We start from the raw sequence: 13,393 nt of genomic DNA on the forward strand, positions 1-13,393 counted from the left end.
GTCTCTGGCGACAGCCCACTGACGGGCGATTGACGCCATCAAAGCCGATGCGGCATTCTGGCCAGTTGGAACCGCTTCGCTCGTTGCGTGTTCATGGAGGAAACTGAATTGAATCAATCTCAGGATTTCATCGAGGCCGCCTCAGCGCCACTCCGGACAAAGTCTTCGAATTACCCGGAAACATTCGCACAAAGAATGATGGGACGTGATAAGCGGCCCATTGGCGATTTATTTGGAATCACGCAGTTTGGCGTCAATCTAACGACTCTGCACCCAGGCGCTGTCTCTGCACTTCACCACCAGCACACGCTGCAAGACGAGTTTATTTACGTATTGGCAGGGGAGGTCACCCTCTACACGGGTACCCAGGAGCACATCCTGAAATCCGGTATGTGTGCTGGATTCAGGGCTGGCGGCCAAGCGCATCACCTTCGAAATTGCTCTGCATCCGATGCCACATACATTGAAATTGGAAGCCGGGTTGACGGTGATGCGGTGAGTTATCCCGAAGACGACCTGGTTGCCGTGATGGGGGCCGATGGGAAATGGTCCTTTGAACACAAAAATGGACAGCCGTACTGAGTTGTCCCGAACGGCTGCAATGGGCTGCATACCGGTTGCATACGGGTGAAAGCGGGTTGAAAGCGAACGCCGCTTTCCAGCGTGGATGCAGACGGCATCGGTCCACAGAATCGGGGGGCAGGGCCAGCGGGAAGTCCCGGCCAGGACCGGCTGCGGCACCATCAAGCCTGCGCCGTCAGGAAAGTCCGAAGGTGGTCGATCAGCACCCGCACCTTCGGTGACAGGTGGCGGCCCGAAGGCCAGACCAGATGAAAAACCCCGCCGCCGTCGGTCTGCGCATCGAGAACCGGAAGCAGCCGCCCATCAGCGAGTGCTTTCTTGGCCAGGAAGTCTGGCATGCAGGAAATACCCAAGCCGTCGACCGTAGCCTGCAGCACCGCTTCCATGTTGTTGCAGACCAAAACGGTCTTCAGTTCAGGCGCTTCGTCGGGTGACAGGCCTGACAACGGCCACACCTGCAGGCGACCGGCATTGGGGTAGCGAAACCGGATGCAGGCATGGGCCTTGAGATCCTGGACGTAGCGTGGCGTGCCGTTGCGCTGCAGATAGTCCGGGGCGGCGCACAGTTGCATCCTGTATGGCGCCAACGGCCGCGAGACCAGGCTGGAGTCCGCCAGGTCGCCGCTGCGTATGGCCAGGTCGATGTTCTTGTCGATGAGGTCGACCAGGCGGTCGTTGAAGTCGATGTCCAGATCGACCTCGGGGTAGCGTTGGGTGAAGCTGGGCAGCGCTGGCAGCAGGAAATGGTGGCTGACGATGGGTGCGCTCAGCCTGAGATGGCCGCTGGGGCGCTGGCGCGACTCCGACAACATGGACTGCGTGTCGTGCCAGTCATCCAGCATGCGCCGACCACGTTCATGCAGCAGGCGCCCTTCCTCGGTCAAGCTGATGCGCCGGGTACTGCGCTGCAGCAGCCGCACGCCCAGCTGCGCCTCCAGGCGGGCGACCGCCTTGCCCACGGCCGAAGCCGACAGGCCCAGTACCTGCCCCGCAGCGACAAAGCTCCCCAGGTCCACTGTTTTGACGAAGGCCGTGAGGCCATTGAATTTGTCCATCCGTCAGCCCATTTATTCCGGCAATTTTTTCCGTATTCAACGGAAATATGGCCTGTTTCCATTTCATTCAGGCAAGTCTATCTTCTCCTGCTCCGCCACAGAAGACGTAGCCATGCCTCGTACAAACCATCCCGAAACCTTCTCACGACCCGGTTGGGCCACCGCAGCCGTGTGCCTGGCGTCTGCCGCCATGCCCATAACCTTTACAGGCCCGGCGGTCGCCCTGCGGGAAATCGAGGCCCATCTGGGGGGCTCGCCGCTTGCACTCGCCTGGGTCACCAACGCCTTCATGCTGGCGTTCGGTAGCTGCCTGATGGCGGCCGGCGCCCTGGCCGACAAACACGGTCGGCGCAAGGTGTTCCTGGGGGCCATCGCCGTGTTCGTGGCCGCCTCATTGGCACTGATGGCATCGCCCAACCTGTGGGTGTTCGATGGATTGCGCGCGCTCCAGGGTGTCGCCAGCGCCGGTGTGCTGGCGGCCGGTGCAGCCGCTCTGGCGCAGGAGGTGCAGGGGCAGGCGCGTGTGCGCGCTTTCAGCCTGCTCGGCACCAGCTTTGGTGCCGGGCTGACGCTGGGCCCGGTGGCCGCAGGCTGGCTGACCACGGCCTTTGGCTGGCAGACCATTTTCGTGCTGGTCATTGCCACAGCCTCCATTGCTTTCTCCATCGGCATGCGCGTATTGCGTGAATCTCGCGACCCCGCTGCGCAGAAGCTCGATGTGCCGGGCGCATTGGCCATCACTTCCGCGCTGACACTGTTCACCTTTGCCATCCTGCAGGCGCCCGCGCAAGGTTGGCTGCACCCCATGACGATCTCCGCGCTGTGTGGCACGGCCCTGCTGCTTGCCGCTTTCGTGTTTGTCGAGCGGCGCCATCCACGGCCCCTGTTGGACCTGAGCCTTTTCCGCTATTCCCGCTTTGTCGGGGTTCAGTTGCTTGCCGCCGCACCGGCATTCGGCTTTGTCGTGCTGTTGGTGCTGCTGCCCATCCGCTTCATTGGCATAGAGGGGGTTCCAGTGGCCCAGGCCGGGCTGTGGATGGCGGCCTTGTCCGCCCCGCTGGTGGTGTTGCCAGCAGTCGCTGGGCGCCTGTCGCACTGGATATCTCCTGCGACCTTGTGCGCAGCCGGCTTGCTGATGGCAGCGTGCGGGCTGGTCAGCCTGTCTGTGTCCGCAGGCGGTGCTGCGGCACTGTGGCCCATGTTCGCCATCGGCGTTGGTATCAGCCTGCCGTGGGGCCTGATGGACGGTTTGGCCGTGAGTGTGGTGCCGACAGAACGGGCTGGCATGGCCACCGGCATCTTCAGCACCGTGCGCGTTGCCGGAGAAGGTTTGGCCCTGGCCATGGTGGGTGCGCTGCTCACCGCCCTGATAGCCCATGAGCTGCTGACCGCAACCCATCTCCCGTCTGACACCGCCGTTGCCGTGGCCCAGGTCCTGGTGAGTGGCAACCTGGCCGGAGCGCAGGCAGGCTGGCCTTCCATTGGCGCCGCGGAATTGATGCGGGCCTTCGAGGCCGCGTTCTCCACCTTGTTGATGGTGTTGGCCGGTGGTACGGGACTGATCGCCCTCTTTGTGTTTCGCTTCTTGAGAACGCCCAATGTGCCGAGCGCTACAAACTGCCTGGGTGAGTCTGCCTGATGTCCTGCAGAACATGGCAAAGGAGGCAGCACATGGACAGAAACGGCGGTCCTTCGGTGTCGGCCTGGGGGTCGATGGCTGTTCACGGTGAATTCCGCATGCACCACACGCACCACATCCACCGCCTGCTGCGGACATTGGCAGGTTCAACGCGCGGTGTGGACGGCGGTGGTGTGGAGATGGCCCCTCCCCCATCGCGCTGTTGGCGGGTGACGTATTCGTCCGCTGCCTTGGCCACTGGGGAAATCCGCATGCATCGGCGCTACCGCTTGGAGGGATGTGGCGTTGCCACCCTGAGCGCTTGAACCACCAGTGTGAATGCCGGCGATGGCTGGCGCCTACTGGGATAGTACAAATGGTAGCCCTCGAACTTCGGGCACCAGTCTTCAAGCACACGCACCAGCCGACCATCTGCCATGTACGGGCCGAGCTCGTCTTCCGGCAATAGCGTGATCCCCAGCCCGGCCACCGCCGCATCAATCTGGGGCTGGGTGGTGTTGAAGATCAACTGTCCATCCACACGGACATTCACCTGCTGACCGCGGCGCTCGAAGTCCCAGACATAAAGGCCACCGGAGCTTTGCATGCGCTGGTTGATGCACTGGTGTGCCGTGAGATCTTTGGGCGTCCTGGGAATGGGGTGGACGGCAAAGTAGCCGGGCGATGCCACCACCGCCAGGCGCATGGGCGGACCGATGGGCACGGCGATCATGTCCTTGTCAATGGTCTTGCCCAGGCGCACCCCGGCGTCGAAGCGGTCTGCCACGATGTCCCGGAAACCGTAGTTCACATCGAATTCCAGCTTGATGTCTGGATACTCCCGGAGCAACGGTGCCAGCTTAGGCAACAAGACGCTGTGCAGCACATGGTCGCCGCAGGTGATGCGCACCGTGCCGGCAGGTTTGTCGCGCAGTTCGGTCAAGGCGTCGAGTTCTGCCTCAATCTCATCGAAGCGGCTGCCAATGGCCTGCAGCAGCCGTTCGCCAGCAGGGGTGGACGAGACGCTGCGGGTGGTGCGAGTGAGCAAGCGGATCTGCAGGCGCTCTTCCAACGCACGGATGGTCTGGCTCAAAGCGGACTGGGTCACCCCCAGGGCAGCCGCTGCACGCGTGAAGCTGCCTTCACGCGCAACGGTGACGAAAGCCAGCAAGTCATTGAGGTTGCGCCGGGCCATAGACCACATTCTTCCATGAGTACTAATTAGCTGGACTTATAAGCGATTTAAGAATTCATTAGATAGTCAACAGCACGTGGATTCGCAAAAATCGAGGACATGAAGCAGCCCATTCCACTCCTGCTCGCCAGTGCGCTGTGGGGGCTGGCGGCTTGCGCACCGTACCTCGCTGTGGCCCAGCCGACGTCCAGCACCCAGAAGGACACGCTCATGAAAATTCGCCTGACTGTCGACGGACAGACTGCCACGGCCACGCTGTATGACAACGCCACCGCACGCGACTTTGCATCCTTGTTGCCCCTGTCCCTCACGCTGGAGGACTACGACGTCATTGAACGGGTGTCCAGGCTGCCACGCAAGCTATCCACACAAGGCGCTCCCAAAGGGATGCAACCCATGGCCGGAGAGCTGACCCATTACGCCCCCTGGGGCAATCTGGCCATCTTCACCGAGCCGCGTTCCTATGCCCGCAGCTTGCTGCCCTTGGGCAAGGTGGATGAGGGCCTGCCGATCCTGGCGCGACCTGCCCCCTACCAGGTCCGGATCGAACGTGTCACGCCCTGAACTGGCCCCGAACGCTATCTGCAAGAAATCCCCAACATGACCAAGATGCTCAAGATGACCCAAACGAACGGCGATACCGGCCTGCCAACTGTTGCCGAGATAGACCGCCGCAGCTTGCTGAAAATGACCGGCAACGGAATCGCGGCATTTAGCTTAGCGGCGGCGGTCACAGGCCCGGCGACGGCACAACCGCAGGTCGAGCGCCAGGGAAAGTGGGACAAGACCTTCCCCCAGAGCGACAAGGTCCAGCACCAGAAGCTCACCTTCAAGACCCGCTATGGCATCACCCTGGCCGGCGATCTGTACCGGCCCCAAAATGCCCGTGGCCCGCTTGCGGCGCTGGCAATTGGCGGCCCGTTCGGCGCCGTGAAGGAGCAGTCCTCGGGCTTGTACGCGCAGACGATGGCCGAACACGGCTTTGTCACGCTGGCCTTTGACCCTTCCTACACCGGAGAAAGCAGTGGATTGCCGCGCAACGTGGCTTCACCCGACATCAACGTCGAAGATTTCAGCGCTGCGGTGGATTGCCTGGGTCTGCTGCCAGAGGTCGATCGCGAGCGCATCGGCATCATCGGCATTTGCGGCTGGGGTGGCATGGCATTGAGTGCTGCGGCCGTGGACAAACGCATCAAGGCCGTTGTGGCCAGCACCATGTACGACATGACGCGCGTCATGTCCAAGGGCTACAACGACAGCATGACCTTGGAGCAGCGCACCCGGGCTCTGGAGCAACTGGGCCAGCAGCGTTGGAAGGATGCGGAGGCCGGCCAACCCGCTTACCAGCCACCCTACAACGAGCTGCACGGTGGCGAAGCACCGTTCCTGGTGGAATACCACGACTACTACCGCACCCCGCGCGGCTTCCATCCGCGCGCAGTCAACTCGGGCAACGCCTGGACGATCACGACACCGCTGCCGTTCATGAACCTGCCGATCCTGGCCCACATCAAGGAAATCTCGCCGCGCCCCATCCTCCTGGTGCACGGCGAGAAAGCGCACTCACGCTACTTCAGCGAAACCGCTTATGCGGCGGCGGCGGAGCCCAAGGAACTCCTGATCATTCCAGGCGCCGTCCACACGGATTTGTATGACCGTACTGACGTGATTCCCTTCAACACACTGACCACGTTCTTCCAGAAGAACCTGCCTGCCGCGGCGTAGCACCTGCGGAGCGGGGGGCCCAGGCCTCCGCTCCCCCCTTCACATCCACCACCGCGCATACGCCCTGCGGATGGCGCGGCGCTGCCCCTGCCGAGCCCCCCAAGAGTCATCACGCCCATGGCCGTCAATTCTCCCCTGCCACCTCTACCACCCCTGCCTGCCGCGCCGCCGGCCTCCTGGAGCGCTGTCATTGCCATGTCGGTGTGCGCCTTTGTGCTAATCGCCTCGGAATTCCTGCCCGTCAGCCTGCTGAGCCCTATGGCCGCCGACCTGCATGTCACGGAGGGAATGGCTGGACAGGGGATTGCGATCTCAGGTGCTTTTGCCGTACTGACAAGCCTCTTCATCTCGCCGCTGGCTGGCAACCTCAATCGCAAGACCTTGTTATTGGGGCTGACCGTGGCGATGGGTGTTTCCGGAGCCGTCGTCGCCATGGCGCCGAACTACGCCACCTACCTGCTGGGACGGGCACTGATCGGTGTGGTCGTCGGCGGCTTCTGGTCCTTGTCGGCGGCAACCGCCATCCGGCTGGTGCCCACACCGGATGTTCCGCGCGCGCTGGCCATCGTCAATGGCGGCAATGCACTGGCCACCGTAGTGGCCGCACCGCTGGGAGCTTATCTGGGTACGGTCGTCGGCTGGCGTGGCGCTTTTTTCTCTCTGGTCCCGGTATCTCTGATCGCCTTGGCCTGGCAATGGAAGGCTCTGCCTTCCATGCCCTCTGCGGTACGCACGCTCCGCATGGCGCAGGTATTTCAGGTTTTTACGCTGTTCCAGCGCCGCAGCGTCATTCTGGGAATGATGGCCAGCAGCCTGCTGTTCATGGGCCAGTTCTCGCTTTTCACCTACGTGCGGCCATTCCTGGAGACGGTCACGGGAGTACGCAGCACCACGATTCCCCTGGTCTTGCTCGTGATCGGTGTCGCGGGCTTGGTTGGTACCGCATTCATCGGCAGACTTTTGCAGCGAGGCTTCTACCTGACGCTGACTCTCATCCCGCTGCTGATGGCGGCAACAGCCCTGGCTCTGGCGGTGTTTGGCAGTTGGACGGCCATCGTCATCGCGCTGCTGGGCTTATGGGGAGTGATGGGAACTGCAGCGCCCGTCGGCTGGTGGGCCTGGATCGCCAAGGTCTTTCCGCACAACGCCGAAGCAGGTGGTGGTCTGTTCGTTGCGGTGGTTCAACTGTCGATTGCCTTGGGCTCCACCGTGGGAGGCCTTCTGTTCGACCACAGCGGATACCAGCACACCTTTGTGGTGAGCGCCGCCTTGCTCACGACCTGTGCCGTAATGACGCTGGTGACTTCGCGCACCGCAGCAGGCTGAATCCACAGAGCTGCTTGAGGCCAGTTCCGGGCGTTACCACGCAGCCAGCACAATGCCCGGGCCGTCGACGGCTGCCTGGAGCACCGCCGCAGAGTTGTTGATCCGCATGCCGCGTTCCGTGGCGATACCTGCGTACGCCAGCCTGCGACCGGGCCGCAAGGGCAAAATTCTGCTCAAACCCCGAAGCACACCATGGCGCCCCAGGAGGTGGGCCACCCAGCTTCAGAGGGAGGCTGGGTGGCGGCCATGGGTGGGTCTGCGGCAGGCGCAGTTCGGCCCGGTGCTGCCGGTGGTTGCGCCCCCGCTATCGATAGCGGGCAAGTTGCTGAGCGCCGAGAGGCTTTGAACTCTGCCGCGGCAGCGACAGCGGCATGGCACCATACGGCTTTTGGACAGCCTGGAGAGGGTGCTGATGCTGATCAACTGCGTTGCCTACGAAAAGGGATCCAAGCTGGCCGATATTCCGGTGGCGGATATCAGCGAATACATTGCGCGCCCTGGCTGCTTTGTCTGGGTGGCCTTGTCCGATGCGACGGCGGCTGAGCTGGACGAAATGCGTGAAGAGTTCGACCTGCACGAACTTGCGGTGGAGGACGCCCGCAATGGACACCAGAGACCCAAGATCGAGGAATATGGGCAATCACTTTTCGCCGTGATGCAGCTGCTGGAGCCTGATCCCGACCGACCGGGCCACTTCAATCAGGGGGAAGTGGACGTTTTTGTGGGCCCCAACTATGTCTTGTCGGTCCGCAATCGCAGCACCCAGGGTTTCCTGGGGGTGCGAGGCCGCTGCGAGAGAGAGCCCGAGCTGCTGAAGCATGGCGCGGGATTTGTGCTGTATGCACTGATGGATGCGGTGGTGGACCGTTACTTCCCCGTCATCGAGGCCTTGGAGGCCGAGCTGGACGCCGTAGAGCTGCAGATCTTCACGCACCGTGCTGCCCGCGACAACATCAAGCAGCTTTATGGTTTGAAGCAGCGCGTCATGGACGTCAAGCACACCGTTGCGCCGCTGCTGGAGGCAGTGAGCAAACTGTACGGCGGGCGTGTGCCGCAGATATGCGCGGGCTCCCAGGAATATTTCCGCGATGTGGCGGACCACCTGGTCCGCATCAACGGGCTGATTGACGGGATGCGCGACACCATCGCAACGGCGATGCAGGTCAACCTCGCCTTGGTCGCCATCGATGAGAACGAAGTCACCAAGCGGCTGGCAGCGTGGGCCAGTATTTTTGCGATCTGCACCGCTTTCGCGGGCATCTGGGGGATGAATTTCGAGCACATGCCGGAGCTGAAGTGGCAGTACGGTTACCCCGCCGCCATACTGCTGATGGTCTGTGTCTGCAGCTATGTCTATCACCGCTTCCGCCGGGCAGGCTGGCTGTAGCGTTGGCTGCGCCCTCTGTCAGCCCTTACCAGTCCCTGCCGCGCCATTGCCCCGGCGCTCTATGCCATTGCGGCAGCGCACCAGGGCAAGCTCGCGGTGTACAAGCTCCATGTGGATGAACATCCGGAGCTGTCTGCGGCCTTCCGCATCCGCAGCATTCCTGCACTGCGCGTGTTCCAGGGCGGACAGATCGTGAAGGAATTTGGCGGCGCCATGTCCAGGCAAGCCCTGGAGCAGCAGCTGGCTGAATTTCTGCAATGAACAGCGCCATGCCAACCCCTGCGGGCGTCAACCGCCTGTACACGCAGGCTTGCGCTGCGTATTCTTGGAAGCAACTATGACCCAGTACGACAAAGATCTTCTCGTTATCGGTGGCGGCTCCGGCGGTGTGCGTGCCGCGCGCATCGCGGCCCAGCATGGGGCGCGCGTCGCCATCGCTGAAAGTGCCAATTTCGGCGGCACCTGCGTCAACCGCGGCTGTGTGCCCAAGAAGCTGATGGTCTATGCCAGCCGCTTCCCCGAGCAGTTCCGCGCCAGCCAAGCCTTTGGCTGGGCGCAGGGCGAGCCGCCGCGCTTTGACTGGGCGCATTTCCTCCTGCACAAGGACGCAGAGATCGCGCGGCTGGAAAGCATTTACGAGCGCAACTTGCAAAGCGCGGGGGTCGAGACCCTGGCCGACCATGCCGAGATCGTCGACGCGCACACTGTGCGGCTGCGCGACAGCGGCCGGGAGGTCAGCGCCGGCACCATCCTGGTTGCTACCGGGGGACGCCCCTCGGTTCCGCAGTTCCCAGGCAACGAACTGGCGATCACGTCGGACGAAGTCTTTCACCTGTCCGAGCGCCCGCAGCGGGTGCTGATCGTGGGCGGCGGCTACATTGCGGTCGAGTTTGCTGGCATCTTTGCCGGGATGGGCAGCGAGGTGACGCAGTTTGTCCGGGGTCCGCACCTGTTGCGCGGGTTCGACCAGGACATTGCGGCACTGCTCGCCACCCACATGGAGCAGCGCCATGTCCAACTGCGCTACGGACACGAAGTGCGCCGCATCGACCAGGTCGCTGGCGGACTGCAGGTCAGCGCCAGCAACGGCGACGTGCTGGAAGTGGACGCCGTCATCCTGTGCACCGGCCGCCAGCCAAACACCTCCGGGCTGGGGCTGGCATCGACCGGGGTGGCAACCGCTGCCGATGGATCCATCGTGGTGGATGACTTTGGCCGCACCAACATCGACTCCATCTATGCCATCGGCGATGTCACCAACCGCGTCAACCTGACGCCCGTGGCCATCCGGGAAGGGCATGCCTTGGCAGACCGGCTCTTCGGCGGCATGCAGGTGCCCCCGCTGAACTATGGGTTGGTGCCCACGGCCGTGTTCTCCACCCCGGAAATCGGTGTGGTAGGCATGACAGAAGCGGCCGCCCGGGCGCAGTTCCCCGCATTGCGGGTGCTCACCACCCAGTTCCGGGCGATGGGGCAGGCATTTGCCGGCTCCCAGGAGCAGGTCTTCATCAAGGTGCTGGTGGACGGCACCACCGACCGCGTGTTGGGCATGCACCTGCTGGGCGACGGCGTGGCCGAGATGGTCCAGCTGGCGGGTGTGGCCCTCACGGCCCATGCCACATGGAGCGACTTCCGCGCCACCGTGGCACTGCACCCCACGATTGCGGAAGAGATCGTGACCCTGCGGGGCTGACCCGCGCCCTGCCCCACTGGCACAGCCCATCCGGCACCGTGCATCGCCAGCGCACGGCTGGGGAGCCACGGCACGGCATGCGCCACGGACGAGGCGCCCTGACCGGAAGGTGAAGGCGATGGTTGTAGCCGCCTACTGGGGCATGGTGGGTGGTCTGCGACAGTCACGGTTCGGCCAGAAAGAAGCAGCTGCTCGCAGCTGACCGCTTCCAGGAGGCCAGAACGCTCGTGTGCGACTAGCCGCCAGTAGCGGCGGGCGACAATATCGGCTGAGATGCCTACGTGCCAAGGACAGCCCCCGGCTGGCTGTTTGTCGTACCGAGGCATATCAGTCGGGGCTGCGGCCCCAACGCTATGAAGCGGGCATATCCCGATCCAGCAGGCAATCGATAAATGCTCCCAGCGCTGGCCGCGGATGCCGGCGGTTCGGGTAGTACAAGAAAAGCCCAGGCCTGCTGATGGACCAGTCGGCCAGAACTTGTACCAGTCGGCCCTGCGCAATGGCGTCGTCGATGCGGTCGTGATCGAAGGCATAGAGGATGCCAAGTCCCTGCAAGGCAGCTTCGGCTCCCAGATCGGCCTGGTTGGTCGTCAGTACCCCTGCCACGGAAACCTCAAGTCGCTTGCCCTTCTTCTCGAACTCCCAGCGATAGGGACTGCCGTCGGCGCGCAGGCGCCAGTTGATGCACGAGTGGTTGTGCAGGTCGTCGGGAGCGCGCGGCGTGCCTTTGTGCGCCAGGTATTCCGGCGAGGCCACGGCGATCATCTTCACGTCCGGCGTCAGGCGCACCGCGATCATGTCCTTCTCCAGCCGCCCGCCGACCCGGATGCCGGCGTCGAAGCGGCCGGCAACGATATCGCTCAATGCGTCATCGACCACGATATCGAGTACCACGTCGGGATGCGCCCGATGAAAGCGGGCCAGGCGGGGCGCAATGATCTGCCGCACGGCCATGCCCAGCGTATTGATGCGCAGCGTTCCTCCTGTCTGGCTTGCTGCAGCACAGGCCTGCGCGACCGCCTCGTCCATATCACGGATCAATGGAGCCATGCGCTCGTGCAATTGAGTGCCTGCGGCCGTGGGGGCCACGCTGCGCGTCGTCCGGTTCAGCAGCCGCACCCCCAGCCGCGCCTCGAGCTGGCGGATGGTCTGGCTCAACGCAGAGGGCGAAAGACCCAGGAATTCGGCAGCGCGCGCAAAGCTCGCCCGTTCGACCACGGCGACGAAGGCCTTCAGCTCGGCGAAATCAGAACCTCTCATTGTGTATTGATGACTACATAAATCAATCAGATTCTGAATTATTCACGAATACTTTCCGGAACGGCATTCTGAAATGCCTTCAAGCACAAGGCCTTCTTACCATGAGTACCCTGCACCTTCCCGATACTGTTACAGCCTATTTCGCTGCCGACCGACAAGGCGCCGATGCCGTCGCACGCTGCTTCACCATGCAAGGCGTGGTGAAGGACGAGGGCCGTACCTACACAGGCCCGGACGCCATCAAGGCATGGAAGCTCGCAGCATCTTCCGCCTATGCATACACGAGCGTGCCCCTGGCCGTGGAGCGGCACGACGGGGTCTGTCTCGTGACCTGCCGCGTGGCCGGCAATTTCCCGGGCAGCCCCATCGAGCTTCGCTATGGCTTTCGCCTTGAGCGGGGCTTGATCGCCTCGCTGGAGATCTCGGCTTGAGCTTCGATCTTCAACTGGCCGGCCTGCGTGCGCTGGTGAGTGGCGGCACCAAGGGTGTCGGCGCTGCCGTCGTGAAAGGGCTGAGCGAGGCCGGCGTCCAAGTCATCGCCACCGCACGGTCCCTGCCTCCGCATCCCATCGCAGGCGTGCGCTATCTCGCCGCAGACCTCTCAACCGCGCAGTGCGCTGCCGACGCGGCACGTTCGGTCCTGGAGCAATGGGGAGGCATTGACATCCTCGTCAACGTGCTGGGCGGCTCCAGCGCGCCGGCTGGCGGCTTTGCAGCACTGAACGACGCGCAGTGGTCCAAGGAACTGAATCAGAATCTGATGCCGGCGGTACGGCTCGACCGAGCCCTGCTGCCGGCCATGCTGGCTCAAGGCGCGGGCATCATCGTCCATGTCAGCTCGATCCAGCGCGTTCTGCCTTTGCCGGAGTCAACGATCGCCTATGCAGCGGCCAAGGCAGCCTTGTCTACCTACAGCAAGGCGCTCTCGAAGGAGGTGACGCCCAAGGGTATCCGCGTTGTGAGCGTTGCTCCGGGCTGGGTCGAAACCGAGGCTGCGGTCGCGCTGGCCGAGCGTTTAGCTGCTCAAGCCGGGACGGACTATGAGGGCGGCAAGCGAATCATCATGCAGGCGCTCGGCGGCATTCCATTGGGCAGACCGGCAAAACCGCAAGAGGTTGCCGACCTCATCACTTTCCTCGTGTCGCCGCGCGCAAGTTCGATCTCGGGGGCTGAATATCTGATCGACGGCGGCACCGTTCCGACGGTCTAGCAGCTTGCCAAACAGACGGATCCAAACCCAGGCGACGGTGGCCGGCAATGCTGCGAAATGCCGCACCCGGCCGTTCCAGCGTCAGCTCGAACCCTGCCGGCCACGGCAGGTTCTCGCGAATGTCCGGTTTCAGGACCGGATCGCGAGGGGTCAAATGTCTCCGATGGGTCGATTGCTATCCATGGTCACCTTTGCATACGCCCCATTGGCACTGGGCTGGTCCGTCACCGCCGGGCCTGTGGCACGCAGTTGATGCCTCAGCTTGAGAAGCAAAATCTGGTCGGGGCAGCAAGGCCTCCAGCGCATCCATGCCCACGGCGTTGCGCTGTTTCAGCTTCATGA

The 13,393-nt window shown here is 63.1% G+C and carries 13 protein-coding genes and 1 pseudogene; 10 read left to right on the plus strand and 4 right to left on the minus strand.

Annotated elements, in window-relative coordinates; all coding sequences use genetic code 11:
* Nucleotides 1-108 precede the first annotated feature (108 nt).
* Nucleotides 109-582 (plus strand): cupin domain-containing protein, encoded by a 474-nt coding sequence (locus CT3_RS13340; protein ID WP_282597775.1) that lies wholly within the window; start codon nt 109-111, stop codon nt 580-582.
* A gap of 161 nt (nt 583-743) precedes the next feature.
* On the opposite strand, the gene CT3_RS13345 is transcribed toward CT3_RS13340, so the two are convergent.
* On the minus strand, nt 744-1,637 hold the full coding sequence (locus CT3_RS13345) for a LysR family transcriptional regulator (protein WP_066533270.1): 894 nt from the start codon (nt 1,635-1,637) through the stop codon (nt 744-746).
* Between the two features lie 190 nt (nt 1,638-1,827).
* Between CT3_RS13345 and CT3_RS13350 the strand changes: the two genes are divergently transcribed.
* Entirely contained in the window at nt 1,828-3,276 is a 1,449-nt protein-coding gene (locus CT3_RS13350) for an MFS transporter (RefSeq protein ID WP_428041663.1), read from the plus strand.
* Between the two features lie 262 nt (nt 3,277-3,538).
* On the opposite strand, the gene CT3_RS13355 is transcribed toward CT3_RS13350, so the two are convergent.
* Nucleotides 3,539-4,450 (minus strand): LysR family transcriptional regulator, encoded by a 912-nt coding sequence (locus tag CT3_RS13355; protein ID WP_066533272.1) that lies wholly within the window; start codon nt 4,448-4,450, stop codon nt 3,539-3,541.
* Between the two features lie 210 nt (nt 4,451-4,660).
* Between CT3_RS13355 and CT3_RS13360 the strand changes: the two genes are divergently transcribed.
* The 3 genes from CT3_RS13360 to CT3_RS13370 all read left to right on the plus strand — a co-directional run bounded on the left by CT3_RS13360 (nt 4,661) and on the right by CT3_RS13370 (nt 7,501).
* Nucleotides 4,661-5,014, plus strand: coding sequence for a cyclophilin-like fold protein (locus CT3_RS13360; protein WP_066533381.1), 354 nt, complete (start codon nt 4,661-4,663; stop codon nt 5,012-5,014).
* 45 nt (nt 5,015-5,059) lie between these two features.
* Nucleotides 5,060-6,175 carry an alpha/beta hydrolase gene (locus CT3_RS13365; protein WP_227657941.1) on the plus strand — a complete coding sequence of 372 codons (1,116 nt, stop codon included), beginning with the start codon at nt 5,060-5,062 and terminating at the stop codon, nt 6,173-6,175.
* 117 nt (nt 6,176-6,292) lie between these two features.
* Entirely contained in the window at nt 6,293-7,501 is a 1,209-nt protein-coding gene (locus CT3_RS13370; RefSeq protein ID WP_227657898.1) for an MFS transporter, read from the plus strand.
* A 42-nt stretch (nt 7,502-7,543) separates the two neighbouring features.
* On the opposite strand, the pseudogene CT3_RS13375 reads toward CT3_RS13370, so the two are convergent.
* Nucleotides 7,544-7,627: pseudogene (locus tag CT3_RS13375) on the minus strand (LysR substrate-binding domain-containing protein); the annotation flags it as partial.
* 286 nt (nt 7,628-7,913) lie between these two features.
* Here CT3_RS13375 and corA point away from each other — a divergent pair.
* The 3 genes from corA to gorA all read left to right on the plus strand — a co-directional run bounded on the left by corA (nt 7,914) and on the right by gorA (nt 10,581).
* Nucleotides 7,914-8,888: a magnesium/cobalt transporter CorA gene (corA, locus tag CT3_RS13380; RefSeq protein ID WP_066533385.1), complete on the plus strand. Its 975-nt coding sequence runs from the start codon at nt 7,914-7,916 to the stop codon at nt 8,886-8,888.
* Nucleotides 8,889-8,954: 66 nt separating this feature from the next.
* Entirely contained in the window at nt 8,955-9,149 is a 195-nt protein-coding gene (locus CT3_RS13385; RefSeq protein ID WP_428042561.1) for a thioredoxin family protein, read from the plus strand.
* Between the two features lie 76 nt (nt 9,150-9,225).
* Nucleotides 9,226-10,581: a glutathione-disulfide reductase gene (gorA, locus tag CT3_RS13390; RefSeq protein WP_066533275.1), complete on the plus strand. Its 1,356-nt coding sequence runs from the start codon at nt 9,226-9,228 to the stop codon at nt 10,579-10,581.
* 351 nt (nt 10,582-10,932) lie between these two features.
* Here the strand turns inward: gorA and CT3_RS13395 are convergent, their stop codons facing one another.
* Nucleotides 10,933-11,841: a LysR family transcriptional regulator gene (locus tag CT3_RS13395; protein ID WP_066533276.1), complete on the minus strand. Its 909-nt coding sequence runs from the start codon at nt 11,839-11,841 to the stop codon at nt 10,933-10,935.
* A gap of 101 nt (nt 11,842-11,942) precedes the next feature.
* Here CT3_RS13395 and CT3_RS13400 point away from each other — a divergent pair, with 101 nt between their 5' ends.
* Together CT3_RS13400 and CT3_RS13405 are read left to right on the plus strand one after the other, a co-directional pair.
* Nucleotides 11,943-12,272: a nuclear transport factor 2 family protein gene (locus tag CT3_RS13400; protein WP_066533277.1), complete on the plus strand. Its 330-nt coding sequence runs from the start codon at nt 11,943-11,945 to the stop codon at nt 12,270-12,272.
* Complete coding sequence (locus tag CT3_RS13405; RefSeq protein ID WP_066533278.1) at nt 12,269-13,051, plus strand: SDR family oxidoreductase; 783 nt, start codon at nt 12,269-12,271, stop codon at nt 13,049-13,051. Before CT3_RS13400 ends, CT3_RS13405 begins: the two co-directional genes overlap by 4 nt.
* Nucleotides 13,052-13,393: the final 342 nt, after the last annotated feature.

The sequence above is a fragment of the Comamonas terrigena NBRC 13299 genome, from assembly GCF_006740045.1.
Classification (GTDB): domain Bacteria; phylum Pseudomonadota; class Gammaproteobacteria; order Burkholderiales; family Burkholderiaceae_C; genus Comamonas; species Comamonas terrigena.

Excerpts from the sequence above, each read along its gene's own strand:
- CT3_RS13400 (WP_066533277.1), top strand. The coding sequence starts at position 11,943 with ATGAGTACCCTGCACCTTCCCGATACTGTTACAGCCTATTTCGCTGCC.
- CT3_RS13395 (WP_066533276.1), bottom strand. The coding sequence starts at position 11,841 with ATGAGAGGTTCTGATTTCGCCGAGCTGAAGGCCTTCGTCGCCGTGGTC.
- CT3_RS13370 (WP_227657898.1), top strand. The coding sequence starts at position 6,293 with ATGGCCGTCAATTCTCCCCTGCCACCTCTACCACCCCTGCCTGCCGCG.
- CT3_RS13345 (WP_066533270.1), bottom strand. The coding sequence starts at position 1,637 with ATGGACAAATTCAATGGCCTCACGGCCTTCGTCAAAACAGTGGACCTG.
- CT3_RS13365 (WP_227657941.1), top strand. The coding sequence starts at position 5,060 with ATGCTCAAGATGACCCAAACGAACGGCGATACCGGCCTGCCAACTGTT.
- CT3_RS13355 (WP_066533272.1), bottom strand. The coding sequence starts at position 4,450 with ATGGCCCGGCGCAACCTCAATGACTTGCTGGCTTTCGTCACCGTTGCG.
- CT3_RS13360 (WP_066533381.1), top strand. The coding sequence starts at position 4,661 with ATGAAAATTCGCCTGACTGTCGACGGACAGACTGCCACGGCCACGCTG.
- CT3_RS13350 (WP_428041663.1), top strand. The coding sequence starts at position 1,828 with ATGCCCATAACCTTTACAGGCCCGGCGGTCGCCCTGCGGGAAATCGAG.
- corA (WP_066533385.1), top strand. The coding sequence starts at position 7,914 with ATGCTGATCAACTGCGTTGCCTACGAAAAGGGATCCAAGCTGGCCGAT.
- gorA (WP_066533275.1), top strand. The coding sequence starts at position 9,226 with ATGACCCAGTACGACAAAGATCTTCTCGTTATCGGTGGCGGCTCCGGC.